This window comes from Methylobacterium sp. E-005 (genome assembly GCF_022829725.1).
Lineage (GTDB): Bacteria > Pseudomonadota > Alphaproteobacteria > Rhizobiales > Beijerinckiaceae > Methylobacterium.
This window is the reverse complement of sequence record NZ_JAKSYG010000190.1, coordinates 32,603-47,002: the sequence shown is the minus strand read 5'-3', so window position 1 is coordinate 47,002 and position 14,400 is coordinate 32,603. Positions and strand designations below refer to the sequence as shown.

Annotated in this window: 12 protein-coding genes and 1 pseudogene; 9 read left to right on the top strand and 4 right to left on the bottom strand. The window is 69.5% G+C overall.

The features are described 5' to 3' along the window. Nucleotides 1-78 precede the first annotated feature (78 nt). Together MKK88_RS21430 and MKK88_RS21425 are read right to left on the bottom strand one after the other, a co-directional pair. Nucleotides 79-3,264: a PAS domain S-box protein gene (locus MKK88_RS21430; RefSeq protein ID WP_244003273.1), complete on the bottom strand. Its 3,186-nt coding sequence runs from the start codon at nt 3,262-3,264 to the stop codon at nt 79-81. After that, entirely contained in the window at nt 3,261-4,085 is an 825-nt protein-coding gene (locus MKK88_RS21425; RefSeq protein WP_244003271.1) for a Crp/Fnr family transcriptional regulator, read from the bottom strand. The genes MKK88_RS21430 and MKK88_RS21425 overlap by 4 nt, the downstream gene beginning before the upstream one ends. Before the next feature lie 227 nt (nt 4,086-4,312). On the opposite strand from MKK88_RS21425, the gene MKK88_RS21420 reads away from it, so the two are divergent. Continuing rightward, entirely contained in the window at nt 4,313-4,522 is a 210-nt protein-coding gene (locus MKK88_RS21420) for a hypothetical protein (protein ID WP_244003269.1), read from the top strand. 116 nt (nt 4,523-4,638) lie between these two features. Here the strand turns inward: MKK88_RS21420 and MKK88_RS21415 are convergent. Next, a pseudogene (locus tag MKK88_RS21415) lies at nt 4,639-7,308 on the bottom strand (MHYT domain-containing protein). Nucleotides 7,309-7,613: 305 nt separating this feature from the next. Beyond that, a complete protein-coding gene (locus MKK88_RS21405) occupies nt 7,614-8,078 on the bottom strand; it encodes a MarR family winged helix-turn-helix transcriptional regulator (RefSeq protein WP_244003266.1) in 465 nt (154 codons plus the stop codon). A 129-nt stretch (nt 8,079-8,207) separates the two neighbouring features. Between MKK88_RS21405 and MKK88_RS21400 the strand changes: the two genes are divergently transcribed. The 8 genes from MKK88_RS21400 to MKK88_RS21365 all read left to right on the top strand — a co-directional run bounded on the left by MKK88_RS21400 (nt 8,208) and on the right by MKK88_RS21365 (nt 14,381). Continuing rightward, nucleotides 8,208-8,681 (top strand): SRPBCC family protein, encoded by a 474-nt coding sequence (locus tag MKK88_RS21400; RefSeq protein ID WP_244003264.1) that lies wholly within the window; start codon nt 8,208-8,210, stop codon nt 8,679-8,681. 66 nt (nt 8,682-8,747) lie between these two features. Continuing rightward, nucleotides 8,748-9,245 (top strand): cupin domain-containing protein, encoded by a 498-nt coding sequence (locus MKK88_RS21395; protein ID WP_244003262.1) that lies wholly within the window; start codon nt 8,748-8,750, stop codon nt 9,243-9,245. A gap of 54 nt (nt 9,246-9,299) precedes the next feature. Then, nucleotides 9,300-9,698: an MAPEG family protein gene (locus MKK88_RS21390; protein ID WP_244003260.1), complete on the top strand. Its 399-nt coding sequence runs from the start codon at nt 9,300-9,302 to the stop codon at nt 9,696-9,698. Nucleotides 9,699-9,818: 120 nt separating this feature from the next. Next, nucleotides 9,819-10,694, top strand: coding sequence for an STAS domain-containing protein (locus MKK88_RS21385; RefSeq protein WP_244003258.1), 876 nt, complete (start codon nt 9,819-9,821; stop codon nt 10,692-10,694). A gap of 4 nt (nt 10,695-10,698) precedes the next feature. Continuing rightward, on the top strand, nt 10,699-11,100 hold the full coding sequence (locus MKK88_RS21380) for an STAS domain-containing protein (RefSeq protein ID WP_243947336.1): 402 nt from the start codon (nt 10,699-10,701) through the stop codon (nt 11,098-11,100). After that, nucleotides 11,081-11,485 carry an anti-sigma regulatory factor gene (locus MKK88_RS21375; protein ID WP_244003256.1) on the top strand — a complete coding sequence of 135 codons (405 nt, stop codon included), beginning with the start codon at nt 11,081-11,083 and terminating at the stop codon, nt 11,483-11,485. Before MKK88_RS21380 ends, MKK88_RS21375 begins: the two co-directional genes overlap by 20 nt. A 2-nt stretch (nt 11,486-11,487) precedes the next feature. Next, nucleotides 11,488-12,483 (top strand): ATP-binding SpoIIE family protein phosphatase, encoded by a 996-nt coding sequence (locus MKK88_RS21370; RefSeq protein WP_244003254.1) that lies wholly within the window; start codon nt 11,488-11,490, stop codon nt 12,481-12,483. After that, nucleotides 12,480-14,381, top strand: a complete 1,902-nt coding sequence (locus MKK88_RS21365; RefSeq protein ID WP_244003253.1) for an ATP-binding protein — start codon at nt 12,480-12,482, stop codon at nt 14,379-14,381. The genes MKK88_RS21370 and MKK88_RS21365 overlap by 4 nt, the downstream gene beginning before the upstream one ends. Nucleotides 14,382-14,400: the final 19 nt, after the last annotated feature.

Below are 14,400 nucleotides of genomic sequence, written 5' to 3'. Positions count from 1 at the left end.
GCGGAAGGGTTCTTGGCCGTCCTGGAAAATGGGGCCGGAGCGACAACCGCGGGACGCGTCCCATGTTGCGGCGCGGCCTCACAGGACGTCTTGGAAATTACGAAGTGGTGCCTCGACGACACAGCACACCCCCTCGGACGGGTACGTCAGCGCGATCCTGCCGTCGACCGCGCCGACGAGGCCGCGCTCGATCAGGCGGGATCCGAACCCCTTCCGCGACGGGGGGGCCACCGTCGGACCGCCGCGCTCGCGCCAGGATATCGTCAGGACCGGCCCGGGGGCTTCCTCGCGCAGCCTCCAGTCGATCTCGACGCGGCCCTCGGAGGTCGAAAGGGCGCCGTACTTGGCGGCGTTGGTGGCGAGCTCGTGCGTCATCAGTGCAAGGGCGAGCGCCGCCTTGCCGCCGATCTCGACCGAAGGGCCGCGGTAGCGCACGCGATCCGAGCCGTCGTCCTGGAGGCCGACGCCGCCGCGGATGACAGGTTCGATGGGGGCGTGCTCGGCGGCGCCGCCGAGAAGCAGGTCGTGCGCCTTGCCCAGGGTGATCAGCCGGTCGGCGAGGACCTCCTTGGCGACCTCGACGTCGGTGGCGCCGCGCAGGGTGTTCGAGGCGATGGCCTGAACCATCGCCAGGAGGTTCTTCATGCGATGGCTGAGTTCGGCGCTCAGCAGGTCGCGTTGCTCCTCGACCCGCCTGCGCGCGTCGATGTCGGAGATGGCCGCGACCACCCCGTTGACGGTCCCGGCCGCGTCGCGCATCGGCGTGGCGACGACCTGCGACCAGACACGGCTGCCGTCCGGCCGTTCGAACTCGACCTCAAGCTCGGAGCGGTCCAGCCCCTCGCGGATGACCCGGGCCACCGGGAACTCGGTCGGGACGACCCGGCGCCCGTCGGCGTGGTAGGCGACCCACTCGCCGTAGCTCTCGACGTCGCGGGATTCGATGGTCGGACGGCCGATCACCGTCTCCATGAAGGCGTTGCCGCCGATCACGCGCCCGGACGGCGCCTCGACGAACACGATGCCCACCGGTACGGTCGCCATGATCGAGCGCTGGCTCGCCTCGCTCGCCCGGAGCGCGTCCTCGGTGCGCTTGCGTGCCGTGATGTCGTTGAACAGCACCGCGACCTGGCGGGAGCCCGGCTCGCCGAACGGATAGGCGTAGACCTCGAACCAGCGGTCCCCGAGGGCGTTCGCCATATGCTCGAACCGTTCCGGCGCGCCGCCGCGGGCGATGCGGTCGTAGATCTCGAACCAGTGCTCCTCGTGGCCCTCCGCCAAGTCGCGCATCCATTGGCCGAGGACGCCCTTGAGCCCCGATTGCCGCTCGAACGCCGGGTTCACCTCCAGGAAGCGGTAGTCGAGCGGACGCTCGGTCGCGTCGAGCTTGACCTCGATCACGCAGAAGCCGGCGTCGATGCTCTCGTACAGGTCGCGGTAGCGCATCTCGCTGGCGAGCAGCGCCTCCTCGGCCTTCCGGTTCGCGCTGACGTCGCGCGAGACGGCCAGCAGCTTGGTGACCGCGCCATCGCCGCCCCGGATCGGCGTGACCTGGACGTCCCACCACTTCCGGTTGCCCTTCATCGTGCAGGCCGGCCCGGTGAAGCGCCCGACGCCGCCCGCCGAGGCGGCATCGACGGCCGCCCGGGCCTCGGCCTTGCCGGCCGCGTCCCAGAACCCGGTCCAGTCCGCCCCGGCGATGCCGTCGAAGTCGTCGACCTCCATGACCGTCCGGCCGCCCGCGCTCATGAATTCGAGGCGGGCGTCGAGGTCGAGCACCTTGATGCAATCGGCGGAGGCATCGAGCACGCTGCGCAGGAATCCCTCGCTCTCATGGAGCCGCGCGGCGGCGTCGCGCTGCTCGGTGCGGTCGCGCAGGATCTTCAGGAAGCCGATGGCCGTCCCCACCTCGTCGCGCAGCGCCATCATCTCGCCGTTGGCCCAGAACCGGGTGCCGTCCTTGCGGATGTGCCAGCGCTCGTCGACGCCGCGCCCGTGGTCGAGCGCGGCCTGCATTTCCTTTTCGGCGATGCCGTTCGCCCGGTCCTCAGGTGTGAAGAACACGTCGGCCGGTCGCTCGACCATCTCCGCCGGCGACCACCCGAGGATGCGGGTCGCGCCCTCGTTCCAGTCGTCGACGCGCCCGTCGAGGCCCATGACGATGATCGCGTAGTCGATGGCGCTGTTGAAGACAGCCTCGTAGCGGTCCTCGGTGGCCTTGGCCCTGCGCCGGGCCTCGGCCTCGCCGACCCGATAGAGGCCGGCGGCGACGGTGCCGGCGAACAGTCCCGCGACCTCGACGTCGCGCTGCGAGAATGCGCCGGTCAGGCCGGACTGGAGCTTGAGGACGCCAATGCCCTCGCCGTCGCGGGTGATCGGGACCACGACGCATGACCGCAAACCGAGATCCTCGATCAGGTCGAGCTTCACGTCGGGGTCGTCGAGGACGTCCGCCACCGCCTGCGCCTGCAGGGACAGCAGGCACGCCCCCGCTAGGCTGCCGCGTAGCGGAAGACGCAGGCCGGCATGGCGGGCGAGGTTCCCGGCTCCGCACCGGTAGACGAGCTCGTCGCCCTCCCGCATCTCCACGACGCCGCCCTCGGCCTGGGGCAGCGCCCTCATCGCCCCGGCCACGACCGCGTCGAGCACGTCGTCGAACCGCCCGCCCGATCCCGCGACGGCGGCCTGGGCGTCGAGCAAGGCTTCGTGCTGGGTCACCGCCGCGCGCTGGGCGGCGAGCAGGCCGTCGCGTTCGGCGAGCGACCGCCGCAGTTCCAGTTGCACCATGACCTGGCGGGCCAGGGCCCGGAGGGCGTCGGCCTGGTCCGCGGTCAGGCCGTCGGGGCGCGGTTCGACGTCGATCACGCACAGGGAACCGATGCACGCGCCGTCGGCCGCCTGCAACGGGGCGCCGGCATAGAACCGTATGAACGGGTCGCCGGTGACCAAGGGATTGGCGCGGGTGCGGGGGTCCTCCCTCAGGTCGGGGACGACGAGGAGGTCGGGTTGCCCGAGGACGTGCGCGCAGACCGATTTGTCGAGCGTGGTCTCGCACGGCCCGAACCCGACGCGAGCCTTGAACCATTGCCGGTCGCCGGCGACCAGGCTCACGAGCGCCACGGGCGTGCCGCAGGCTTTCCGGGCCAGGTCGACGATGTCGTCGAAACCCTTCTCGGGCGGGGTGTCGAGGATGCCGTAGGCGTCGAGCGCCGCCAGCCTGGGCGGCAGGTGGACCTCGAACGGGATGGCTGTCGGTGTGGTCATCGACCAGCCTCCCGAAGCGCCGGGAGAAGGGCATCGGGCCGGGGCGGCGGCGGCGTCCCGGGCTCGGTCGCCTCGACGGCGACGATCCCGCCCCCCGGCGCGTACATCGCCCCGAGGACGCTGCGGAAGTGCCCGCGGACCCGGGCGTGGCAGTCGCAGCAGGCGGCCTCGGTCCGGGCCCGGTCGAGCATGTGGATGCGGCCGCGCCCGACATGGATGAGTCCCTGGTCCTGAAGCTTGGTCAGCACCGTGGTGACGTAGGTCCGACCGATGCCGAGCATCCCGGCGAGCACGACCTGGGTGATCGGCAGGGCGTCGGTGCCGACCCTGTCCTGAAGGCCGAGCAGCCAGCGCAGCACCCGCTGCTCGATGGGATGGGCGGCGTTGCAGGCGACCGACTGCAGCACCTGGGCGAGCAGGCAATCGGCGTAGCGCACGAACAGGTCGTTCAGCGTCGGGGAGGCGCGCTTGGCCTCGCGCAGCCTTTCCGCATCCATGCGCAGGACCGCGCCCTCGACCTGGATCACGCACCGGGTGAAGGCGGGCAGGTACCCATGGCTGACGACGCCGCCCATCGCGCCCTCGTAACCGACCGTGGCGGTCTCGACGGTTCGGTCGCCGCCCATCGGCACCAGCAGGGTCGCGACGGTCTGGTCCAGGGGGAAGGTGACGTGCGAGACGTCCTCGCCGACGCGGAACAGCACGTCACCCCGGGCATGCTCCCGTCGGGCGAGATGCGGCGCGAGCAGGGCCACGTCGGGCGCCGCGAGCGCGGCGAGAAGCAGGTTGCCCGCGAACGGGTGACCGGGGTCGCTGGACATGGGAGGGGAAATCCGGCCGACGGCGGATCGTCGACGGGACTATCCCTGCCATGGGTTTCCTCCGCCCACAATTCTACAATTCGCAGGTTGCGACACGATCACGTCAGGATGATAGAAAAAACGTCCCCTCCGCCGACGAAGGAGGCGGTGGGGATGCAAATCGGAACCCTCGGCGGGAGCGGGGCTTGCCTATCGGCGCCGGCGTCCGACCGGCAACGAGGAACGCCATGTCAAACGATACCGAGAAGCACCGAGCGCTCCTGAGCGGGCTCAAGTCGGCCATGGGCAAGAACGACAACTCCTTCGAGCAGGCCGTCACGAGCGCCTTCGAGCATGTCTTTGAGCACCTGGACCGCCTGAACTCCCACGTCTCGGTCGGGGGACGCGATGGCGAGGATCGCCCCCTTCGGGATGGTGAGTCTTCCACCCTGCGATAGGCTTCCCAACCCTTCGGAGGCCCACGTCCTCGGCTGCGCCCCGGAAGCATCTCGACCACCTCCGAAAGGGGCGCACGACCATGGGATGTCCCGGCGACCGGACCGGAGATTCCGGATTATCTCCGGACGTCGAGTGTTTCTCTGGCCGTACCGACCTCTCCATCATCGACATGTCGATTGTCGATCTTGCGCAGCTCCTTGGCGATGTCCTGCAGGCTGGAGTCGCCCTTGCGCAGGACGCGGTCGGCCTCGGATAGGCGTTCGCGTTCCTCGGCAGTGACGTCCCGGGCGCTGAGGACCACCACGGGCACCTCGGCGCAGCCGGGCAGGACCCGCAAGCGGTCGAGGAACGAGAACCCGTCCATCACCGGCATAGTGAGGTCCAGCAGGACGAGGCGCGGAACGCCGTGCTTCACCTGATCAAGAGCCTCGCAGCCGTTCCCGGCCTCGCGGACGGACCATCCGTTGCGCTCCAGCACCGCTCGGAGGCGGTCGCGCATGTCCGGGTCGTCGTCGACCACGAGCACGTCGCCGTCCGCGGCCCGGAACTGCTCCATGATCGACTTCAGCCTCGTCCAGTCGACGGGCTTGGGAACGGCCTCGACAGCCCCCAGGGAGGCGCTCAGCGCCGTGTCGGCGACGAAGCTCACCATGACCACGGGAATGCAGGCGAGGTCGGGGTCGGACTTGAGGGCGGCCAGCACCGACCAGCCGTCCATCTCCGGCATCATCACGTCGAGGAGGATGGCCCGTGGCCTGAGCGCCCGCGCCAAGTCGAGGCCGGTGCGCCCGTCGCCCGCCGTTCGCACCGCGAAGCGTTGCCGTTCGAGGAAACGGGTCATCAGATCGCGCTGGGACGCCTCGTCGTCGATGACCAGCACCAGATCACCCGAGGGCGCTTCGTTCCCGTGACCCGCGGTCGGCGTCTCATCGATGGCCAGGTTCGGCGCCGAGGCCGGGACGCGGAGGGTGAAGCTGGTGCCCCGGCCCTCGACGCTCTCGACCGTGATGTCGCCGCCCATGAGTTGGGCGAACGCACGGCTCAGGGCGAGCCCAAGGCCGGTCCCGCCGAACCTGCGCGTGGTGGTCTCGTCGGCCTGGGTGAAGCGCTCGAACAGGCGGCCGACCTGTTCCGGGCTCATCCCGATCCCGGTGTCCTGCACCGTGAACCGGAGCCGGTCGCCTTCGATACCCGTCTCGCGGCCGACCCGGAGGGTGATGGTGCCGCCCTCGGTGAACTTGGCGGCGTTCGAGAGCAGGTTGAACAGGCACTGGCGCAGCTTGATCGCGTCCGTCCGGGCACGGCCGACGTCCCCGGCGATATCGAGGACGAGGACGTTCCCTCTGTTCCCGACCAGGGCGTCGACGGTGCCGGCGGCATCCGTGGCGAAGTTGGCGACGTCGATGTCCTCGGGGTCGAGGTCCATTTTCTCGGCCTCGACCTTAGAGAGGTCGAGCACGTCGTTGATCAGTCCGAGCAGGTGCTGCGCGTTCGACTTGATCCTGCCCAGGTCCTTCAGCAGGCTCTCCTGGCCGAGCTCCTCGGCCTCCTCCTCCAGCATCTCGGAGTAGCCGATCACCGCGGACAGCGGCGTCCGGAGCTCATGGCTCATGTTGGCGAGGAAGCGGCTCTTGGCCCGGCTGTGCTCTTCCGCGGCGTCCCGTGCTTCCCTTAGGGCGAGCTCGAACGCGTCGCGCTCGGTGATGTCCTCGTGCACGCCGACCCACTCGCGGATCGTCCCGTCGGGGTTGCGCACCGGCCGTCCCTTGACCGCGAACAGGCGATACTCGCCGTCCCGGTTCCTGACCCGGTGCTGGAGATTGTAGCCCTGGTCGGCGGCGACGGCATCCCGCCAAGCCCCCTTCGTCGGTTCGACGTCGTCGGGATGCACGGCCTCCGCCCAACCGACGCCCTGGCATTCCGCCTCGGTCTGCCCGGTGAAGGCTTGCCAGTAAGGCTGCGGCCCCACCATCGCGCCCTGCGGGTCGGCGGTCCAGATGATGTCGCCGACCGCCTCCGCCGCTGCCCTGAAGCGCCCCTCGCTGGCATACAGATGCCGCTGCACGCGCTGCTGGTCGAACGAGGAGGCGAGAATCGCCATGAACAGGATCAGGAACGTCGCCCCGGCGACGTAGAGCGCGAGGTGATGCTGGCTCAGGCCGACGGCGGTTGCGTGAGCCGCGTTGGCACCGGCATCCTCGGCGGTGAAGGTCGCCGCGGCCATGCCGGTGTAGTGCATCCCGGCGACCGCCAGGCCAATGATCGCGGCGGCGGCGAGCTTTTGCCAGACGCTGTTCTCCCTGAAGGTCAGCCAAAGCGCGGCGGTCGCGGCGGTGACGGCGATGCCGACGGACGCCGCCACGACCGGGACGCTGTAGGCGAGGTTGCCCGACACCCGCATGGCGGCCATGCCGGTGTAATGCATGCCGGCGACGCCGATGCCCATCAAGGGGCCGCTGACCAGGACGTCACGCGGTGCCGCGCCCCTCCGGCTCACCCAGGTGAAGGCCGCCCCCGTGGCAGCTATGGCGATCAGCAGCGACAGGACCGTGACGCCAAGGTCGTAGGCGGCGGGCATGCCCATCTCGAACGCGAGCATCCCGACGAAGTGCATCGCCCAGATGCCGCCACCCATCGCGAGCGACGCGAGGCCGACCCACGTCCACCTCAGCCCCTCGGAGGCTCCTCAAACGCGGCCGCCGAGGTCGAGCGCCGTGTAGGAGGCGAACACCGCGATGGCGATGGAAAGCGCGACGAGGACGGGGTCGTAGCCGGTATGGACCATAAAATTTCCGCTGGTTACCGCCGAGGCGATGTCACTGGAACGCATCCGACTTGGGGCAATCGCTCATGCAGGAACGGTTTCCTGACATCTCGGACTAAACTTGCTGTGGTTGGGGTGGATCTCGTTCGACACGAGTCCGCCGGTAAATTCGACGCGGGTGGATATCACCCCTTCCTGGCGCCGGATCAGGTGCCGCATGCCCCGGAGGCATAAGCCCGCCCGCACCTTCCAGTTACCCATCGCCGCCCCGACCTCGAGTGAAACACCCCTGGGTCTCGTAGGGGCATGAAACGAGAGGCAAGCCCTCAGGCGGTCTCGTCCTCGGGCACGATGCCCGAGGTGGCGATGCGGTCAGTCAGATCCTTAAGTTCCTGGCGCAGTTCGGCGAGGTGGCGGTCGCCCAACCCGGTGCGGCAGACAACAGATTGCTGGGCGGCCGAGACGGTCCCCTCCAATTCGATGCCGGCTTGCGTCAGCGCGATGAACACGACGCGACGGTCGGTGCCGCGGGCGCGGGTCACGAACCCAGCCAACTCCAGCTTGTCGACCAGCGGGGTGACGGCGTTGGAACCGAGCCGCAGCCGCCCGGCTAAGGCATGAACCGGAGCGGCCCCATCCTGCCACAAGGCGAGCATGACAAGGTACTGCGGATAGGTCAGTCCAAGCTCGGCGAGCATTGGTCGGTAGGCGCGTACCACCGCGTTGGTCGCGGCGTAGAGCGCGAAGCAGAGCTGATCGTCCAACCGGAGTCTGGACTTCTTCGAACCCATCGCTCAAATTCCATTCAGGTCTGGATGATCCACGCATGAACGAAGCTGTCAAGCGGCGGTGACCCGGACCGTGAGCCCGCCTGGCCAGGCGAGACCCGGATCAAGGGTCCGCCAACGAGGAGAAACGCCATGAGGAAGATCCTGACGTCGGCCGTCGTTGTCGCGGTCCTGTCCGCCACGCCCTCGCTCGCCCTCGACGTGACCAAGACCGCGACGGTGGCGGCGCCACCGGCCACCGTCTGGAATACCATCGGCGAGTTCTGCGGCATCGGCGACTGGCACCAGGCCGTCGAGAAGTGCGTCCTGTCCGAGAAGGGCGGCAAGAAGGTCCGCACGCTGTCCCTGAAGGGCGGCGGCACCATCGTCGAGGAGCAAGTCGCCCGCGACGAGAAGACGATGGCCTACACCTACGCCATCCTGGAGAGCCCGCTGCCGGTCGAGGGCTACAAGTCGACTTTCTCGGTCGCACCCGACGGCAAGGGTTCCAAGCTGACCTGGACCGGCAGCTTCAAGGCCAAGGGCGCGCCCGACGCCAAGGCCGAGGAGGTCGTCGGCGGCATCTACGAGGGTGGCCTCAAGGGCATCTTCGACAAGGCCAGGTAGCACCGCGTTCCCGCCCGTGGTGGCTGCCGTCGCGGGCGGGGCGAAGCGATCGAGGAAGGAGCCCCCATGAGACATCTCGTACGAAACCCGATCCTCGCGGTCGCGGTCCTGATCGCCGGCATCGGCTGCGCCGCGGCGGAGGACGGCCATGATGCGAAGGGAATGATCGCCATCGAGGACGCCTCTGCCGTCGTCTACGGCGCCGGTCCGGCGAACCTCCCCAAAGGCACGCAGCTGAGCAAGCTCGCAGGCGATCCGGCCAAGCCCGGTCCATTCGTGCTGCGCATCAGGCTCCCGGCCAATACCGTGATCGCGCCCCACACCCACTCCCTGCCCGAGACGCTGACCATCCTGTCCGGCTCGATCCATCACCAGCACGGCGAGACCATCGACAAGGCGGCCGGCAAGATCCTCAGGGCCGGCGGCTTCGTCTACCTGCCGCAGGACATGCCGCACTCCCTCTGGACCACCGACGAGCCGGTCGAGCTCCAGGTCAACGGCTCCGGACCCTTCGGGCTCAACTACGTCAACCCGGCCGACGACCCGAGCCGCAAGGCCGAGTGAGGCAGTCGATCGCCGACACGCCCTCATCAGTCACGACCCCAACTAGGACACCCGATGGCCTATCCCACCCTCACCGCCTTCTTCGCCGGCCTGTTCGCGCTCATCTACGTCGGCCTCTCGGCCTGGGTCATGGCAAGCCGGGTCTCCTCGGACACACTGCATGGCGACGGCGGCAACGAGGCCCTGGAAAAGCGCATCCGCACCCAGGGCAACTTCGGCGAGTACGTTCCGCTCGCCCTTGTCCTCGTCGCCCTGCTCGAAGGGGGTGGCGGCGGGCTGACGCTGGTGCGGACGCTCCTGATCGTGCTGCTTGTCGGCCGCGTCCTGCATCCCTTCGGGATGTTCGCCGCCAAGAACTCGCCTGTGCAGTTCGCCTGCCGCGGCGGCGGCATCCTCGCCACCTTGGGCGTCATCGCGGTGGCCGCCGTAGCCTTGCTTCTGCGGGCCGGTTGAGCTGCACCGGCATCCCGAAGGCCAGGAACAACTTGGCGTGGCAATGCCCACCGCGGCGATGACGCCTATCGACCACAAGCCGAGCAGGCTAGACGCTAAACGACGACGAGGGATGACGGGATGACCATGGACGGCACGGAGGTCCTCAAGAGGACCGTGACGGAGGACGAAGCCGCGATCCTCGTCGGCTGGACCGCGGCACTGAGGGACAGCGGGTCCCTCCAGAGCGGCCGCATCCGCGAAGCCGAGCTCCAGACGCAGGCCAAGGCCGTCCTCGGTCAGTTCCGCGACGCCCTCGCCGCCGGCGGCCTCGACGCCGACAGTGAGGGCTACGCGTCGTTGCGGGAAACGCTCGCCGACATCTCCCGCTCCCGGGCGATCCAGGGGTTCACCCCGACCGACACGGCCAACTTCGTGTTCTCGCTCAAGGAGCCCGTCTTCGAGGCGCTCCGGCGGACGTCCGCCGCGGACGCCTCGGCCCTGGCGGCCGGAGTGTGGGCCGGAGGCAAGGTGCTCGACCGGCTCGGCCTGCACACCATGGAGGTGTTCCTGGCCAGCCGCGAGGAGGTGATCGGGCGCCAGGGCCAGGAGATCGCCGAGCTCTCGACCCCGGTGGTCCGGCTCTGGGACGGCATCCTCGCGCTGCCGCTCATCGGCACCCTCGACAGCGCCCGGACCGGCGTCGTGATGGAGAACCTGCTCCAGGCCATCGTCGACGAGGAGGCCGAGATCGCCATCATCGACATCACCGGCGTGCCGACCGTCGACACCCTGGTGGCGCAGCACCTGCTGAAGACCGTCGCGGCGGCGCGGCTGATGGGCGCCGACTGCATCGTCTCCGGCATCCGGCCCCAGATCGCCCAGACCATGGTCCATCTCGGCGTCGAGCTGAACGTCGTCTCGAAGGCGACGCTCGCCGACGCGTTCGCGGTGGCGTTGAAGCGGACCGGCCGCAAGGTGGTGCGCCAGCAAACGTCAACCGAGGAGCGCCGCTGACGCCATGGACCGCATCCCGATCCTCAAGCTCGGTGGCGCGCTGATCGTCACCATCCAGGTCGACATGCACGACCGCCTCGCCCTCGCGCTGGAGGAGGACCTCACCGCGATGATCGCGCGCACCGGCGCGCGCGGGGTCCTGCTGGAGATCTCGGCGCTGGAGATCGTCGATTCCTTCATCGGGCGCATGCTGGTGAGCATCGCCGCCGTCTCGCGCGTCCTCGACGCGGAGACGGTCGTGGCCGGCATGCGGCCTGCGGTCGCCATCACCCTGGTCGAGCTCGGCCTGGAGCTGACCGGCATCAAGACCGCCCTGAACGTCGAGCGAGGCATGGCGCTGATCCAGGCACGGCTCGCCGAGGAGGAGGACGGTCGCGGAGGCGACCGTGACCGTCACGAAGGCTGAGACCCTGCCCGTCCGATCCGGCGACGACGTGGTGCGCGTGCGTCAGCGGGTCCGCGCGCTCGCCATCGAGATCGGCCTCGGGCTCGTCGACCAGACCAAGATCGTCACCGCCGCGAGCGAGCTCGCCCGGAACACCCTCGATTACGGTGGCGGTGGCGACATGCGGGCCGAGATCGTGCAGGCCGGGATGCGAAAAGGCCTGCGCCTGACCTTCGAGGATCAGGGCCCCGGCATCGCCGACATCGATCAGGCGATGACCGACCACTACACCTCCGGCGGGGGGCTCGGCCTCGGTCTCGGCGGAGCCAAGCGGCTCTCGAACGAGTTCCACATCGAATCGACACCCGGGGCAGGCACGCGCGTGACCATCGCGCGGTGGAAGTGAGCATGCACCGGATCACCGTGACGGAAGCGAGCCAGGTGGCCGAGGCGCGGCGGCGCGCCGTCGCCGTGGCGCAGGGCATCGGCTTCGACGAGACCGCGGCCGGACGCGTGGCCCTGGTCGTCACCGAGCTCGCCACCAACATCGTCAAGTACGGCGTGCCGGGCGAGGTCCTGGTAGGCACCTACGAGGACGGGACCGGCTCGGGCATCGAGATCCTCGCCCTCGACCAGGGACCCGGTGTCTCGGATCTCGGATCGGCGCTGCGCGACGGCCATTCCACCGGTGGCAGCGCCGGCGAGGGCTTGGGGGCGGTACGCCGCCTCGCCGACGCGTTCGACATCGTGTCTCGGCCGGGCTCGGGAACGGCGGTGCTGGCCCGTATGTCCGGCGTTCGTTCCACCGCCCCGGGAGCCGAGGCGACCTTCGGTTCCGTGACGGTTCCCCTGAAGGGGGAGACCGCGAACGGCGACGCCTACGGCATCCATGAGCGCGCGGACGGGTGGACGGCCATCGTGGCGGACGGCCTCGGGCATGGGCCGGATGCGGCGAAGGCGTCCGAGGAGGCCCTTCGACTGTTCCGACGCAACCAGGACAAGCCGCCGGCCGCGATCCTGTCGGACATCCATGCGGGCCTGTCCCATACGCGGGGCGGCGCGATATCCGTCGCACGCTACGGCCGGGACGCCTCCACCCTCACGTTCACGGGCATAGGGAACGTCCTGGGAGCGGTCGTCTCCGGCACGGGGACGAAGCGCACGGTCAGCCTCGCCGGGACCGCCGGACACGCGGCTCGCCGCATCCAGGAATTCGAGTATCCGATGCGGCCGGACGATTTGTTCGTCCTGTGCTCGGACGGGATCGCGACCGGCTTTTCCATCGATGGCTACCCCGGCCTGGCGAGGGCGCATCCGACGCTGGTCGCCGGCGTGATCTTCCGCGACTTCGCCCGCGCCCGCGACGACGCCACCGTGCTCGTCGTGCGGGGACAGGTCCGATGAGGTGGCCGCTCCTCACCAGCGCCGTCGAGCACGAGGACGACATCGTCACGGTGCGCCAGCGCGTTCGCCGGCTGGCCGAGCGCCTCGGCTTCGAGGTCCAGGACCAGACCCGCATCGCCACGGCCGTGTCCGAGATCGCGCGCAACGCCTACGGCTACGCCGGCGGCGGCCGCATCGAGTACGGCCTCGATCAGGGACGGGACGGGCAGTTCCTGGTGATCAGGGTCAGCGACAAGGGCCCCGGCATCGTCGAGCTCGATGCGATCCTGGCGGGTCGCTTCCGCTCGACCACCGGGCTCGGCATCGGCATCACCGGCTCGCGCCGCCTGATGGACCGCTTCGAGATCGACACCGCGCCCGGCGACGGCACGGTCGTGACGTTCGGCAAGCGCCTCCCGCCCGGCGTCGAGGACTTCACGGGTCCCGGGCTGGTCAGCCTGGCCGACGACGTCGCCCGTGCCAGGACCGCCGAGCCGCTGGTCGCCCTGCGCGAGCAGAACCGCGAGCTCCTGAGCAGCCTGGCCGAGCTCGCGGAGCGCCAGGAGGAGGCCCAGCGCCTGAACCGGGAGCTTGCCGAGACGAACAGGGGCGTGGTGGCCCTCCACGCCGAGCTGGAGGCCCAGGCCACGCTCCTGCGCGAGGCCGGCACCCTCCTTGAGAGCCAAGTCGCCGCGCGGACGGCGGAGCTCGCCGACGCGAACGCGCGCCTGCTGACCGAGGCGGCCGAGCGGGAGCGGATGGAGCAGAACCTGCGCCAGTCGCAGAAGATGGAGGCGGTCGGGCAGCTCACCGGAGGCGTGGCGCACGACTTCAACAACCTGCTCACCGTCATCAAGTCGTCCACCGACCTGCTGAAGCGTCCGGACCTGCCGGAGGACCGGCGTGTCCGGTATATCGGGGCGATCTCCGATACCGTGGATCGCGCCGCGAAGCTCACCGGCCAACTCCTTGCGTTCGCACGCCGCCAGGCTCTGAGGCCCGAGGTGTTCGCAGCCTGCGACAGCGTGCGGGCCATCGGCGACATGATGGGCACGCTCACCGGCTCGCGCATCGAGATCGTCACGGAACTACCCGAGGAGACGTGCTTCGTGCACGCCGACCCGAGCCAGTTCGACACGGCGCTCGTCAACATGGCGGTCAACGCACGCGATGCCATGGACGGCGAGGGCCGGCTCCTAATCCGCGTCAGGCCGGTCGAGGCGATGCCGGAGATGCGGGGTCACGCCGCCGTCACCGGGGCGTTCGTCGCGGTGTCGATCAGCGACACCGGAGTCGGGATACCCGCAGACGGCCTGGAGCGGATCTTCGAGCCGTTCTTCACGACCAAGGCCGTCGGCCAGGGCACGGGGCTCGGCCTCTCACAGGTGTTCGGGTTCGCCAAGCAGTCGGGCGGTGAGGTGGCGGTCGAGAGCGAGGTCGGACGCGGCACCACCTTCACACTCTACCTTCCCCGCGTCGCCGGCGAAGACAGGGCGGTGGACGCTGGCGAACCGGAGCCGCTCATGGACGGACACGGCACCTGCGTGCTCGTCGTCGAGGACAACGCCGAGGTCGGGACCTTCGCGGTGCAGACGCTGACCGACCTCGGCTACGTCACCGTGCTGGCAACGAACGCCGCGGAGGCCCTTGCCGAACTCGCAAGCGATGCCGACCGCTTCGACGTGGTGTTCTCGGACGTCGTGATGCCCGGCATGAACGGCATCGATCTCGCGCATCGCATCCGCGAGCGACACCACGACCTGCCGGTGCTGCTGGCCTCGGGCTACAGCCACGTGCTGGCCGAGAACGGAACCTCGGGATTCGAACTCCTGCACAAGCCGTACTCCATCGAGCAGCTTTCGCGCCTGCTGCGCAAGGTCGCCACCTGGCAGCGCCGAAAGCGCATCCTGGGTGGGTAAGGCGACATGGGGCCAAGCC

Coding starts and splice junctions, on each gene's coding strand:
- MKK88_RS21365 (WP_244003253.1), top strand. CDS start 12,480: ATGAGGTGGCCGCTCCTCACCAGCGCCGTCGAGCACGAGGACGACATC.
- MKK88_RS21405 (WP_244003266.1), bottom strand. CDS start 8,078: ATGGGTTCGAAGAAGTCCAGACTCCGGTTGGACGATCAGCTCTGCTTC.
- MKK88_RS21395 (WP_244003262.1), top strand. CDS start 8,748: ATGAGACATCTCGTACGAAACCCGATCCTCGCGGTCGCGGTCCTGATC.
- MKK88_RS21390 (WP_244003260.1), top strand. CDS start 9,300: ATGGCCTATCCCACCCTCACCGCCTTCTTCGCCGGCCTGTTCGCGCTC.
- MKK88_RS21370 (WP_244003254.1), top strand. CDS start 11,488: ATGCACCGGATCACCGTGACGGAAGCGAGCCAGGTGGCCGAGGCGCGG.
- MKK88_RS21385 (WP_244003258.1), top strand. CDS start 9,819: ATGACCATGGACGGCACGGAGGTCCTCAAGAGGACCGTGACGGAGGAC.
- MKK88_RS21425 (WP_244003271.1), bottom strand. CDS start 4,085: ATGTCCAGCGACCCCGGTCACCCGTTCGCGGGCAACCTGCTTCTCGCC.
- MKK88_RS21420 (WP_244003269.1), top strand. CDS start 4,313: ATGTCAAACGATACCGAGAAGCACCGAGCGCTCCTGAGCGGGCTCAAG.
- MKK88_RS21430 (WP_244003273.1), bottom strand. CDS start 3,264: ATGACCACACCGACAGCCATCCCGTTCGAGGTCCACCTGCCGCCCAGG.
- MKK88_RS21400 (WP_244003264.1), top strand. CDS start 8,208: ATGAGGAAGATCCTGACGTCGGCCGTCGTTGTCGCGGTCCTGTCCGCC.
- MKK88_RS21380 (WP_243947336.1), top strand. CDS start 10,699: ATGGACCGCATCCCGATCCTCAAGCTCGGTGGCGCGCTGATCGTCACC.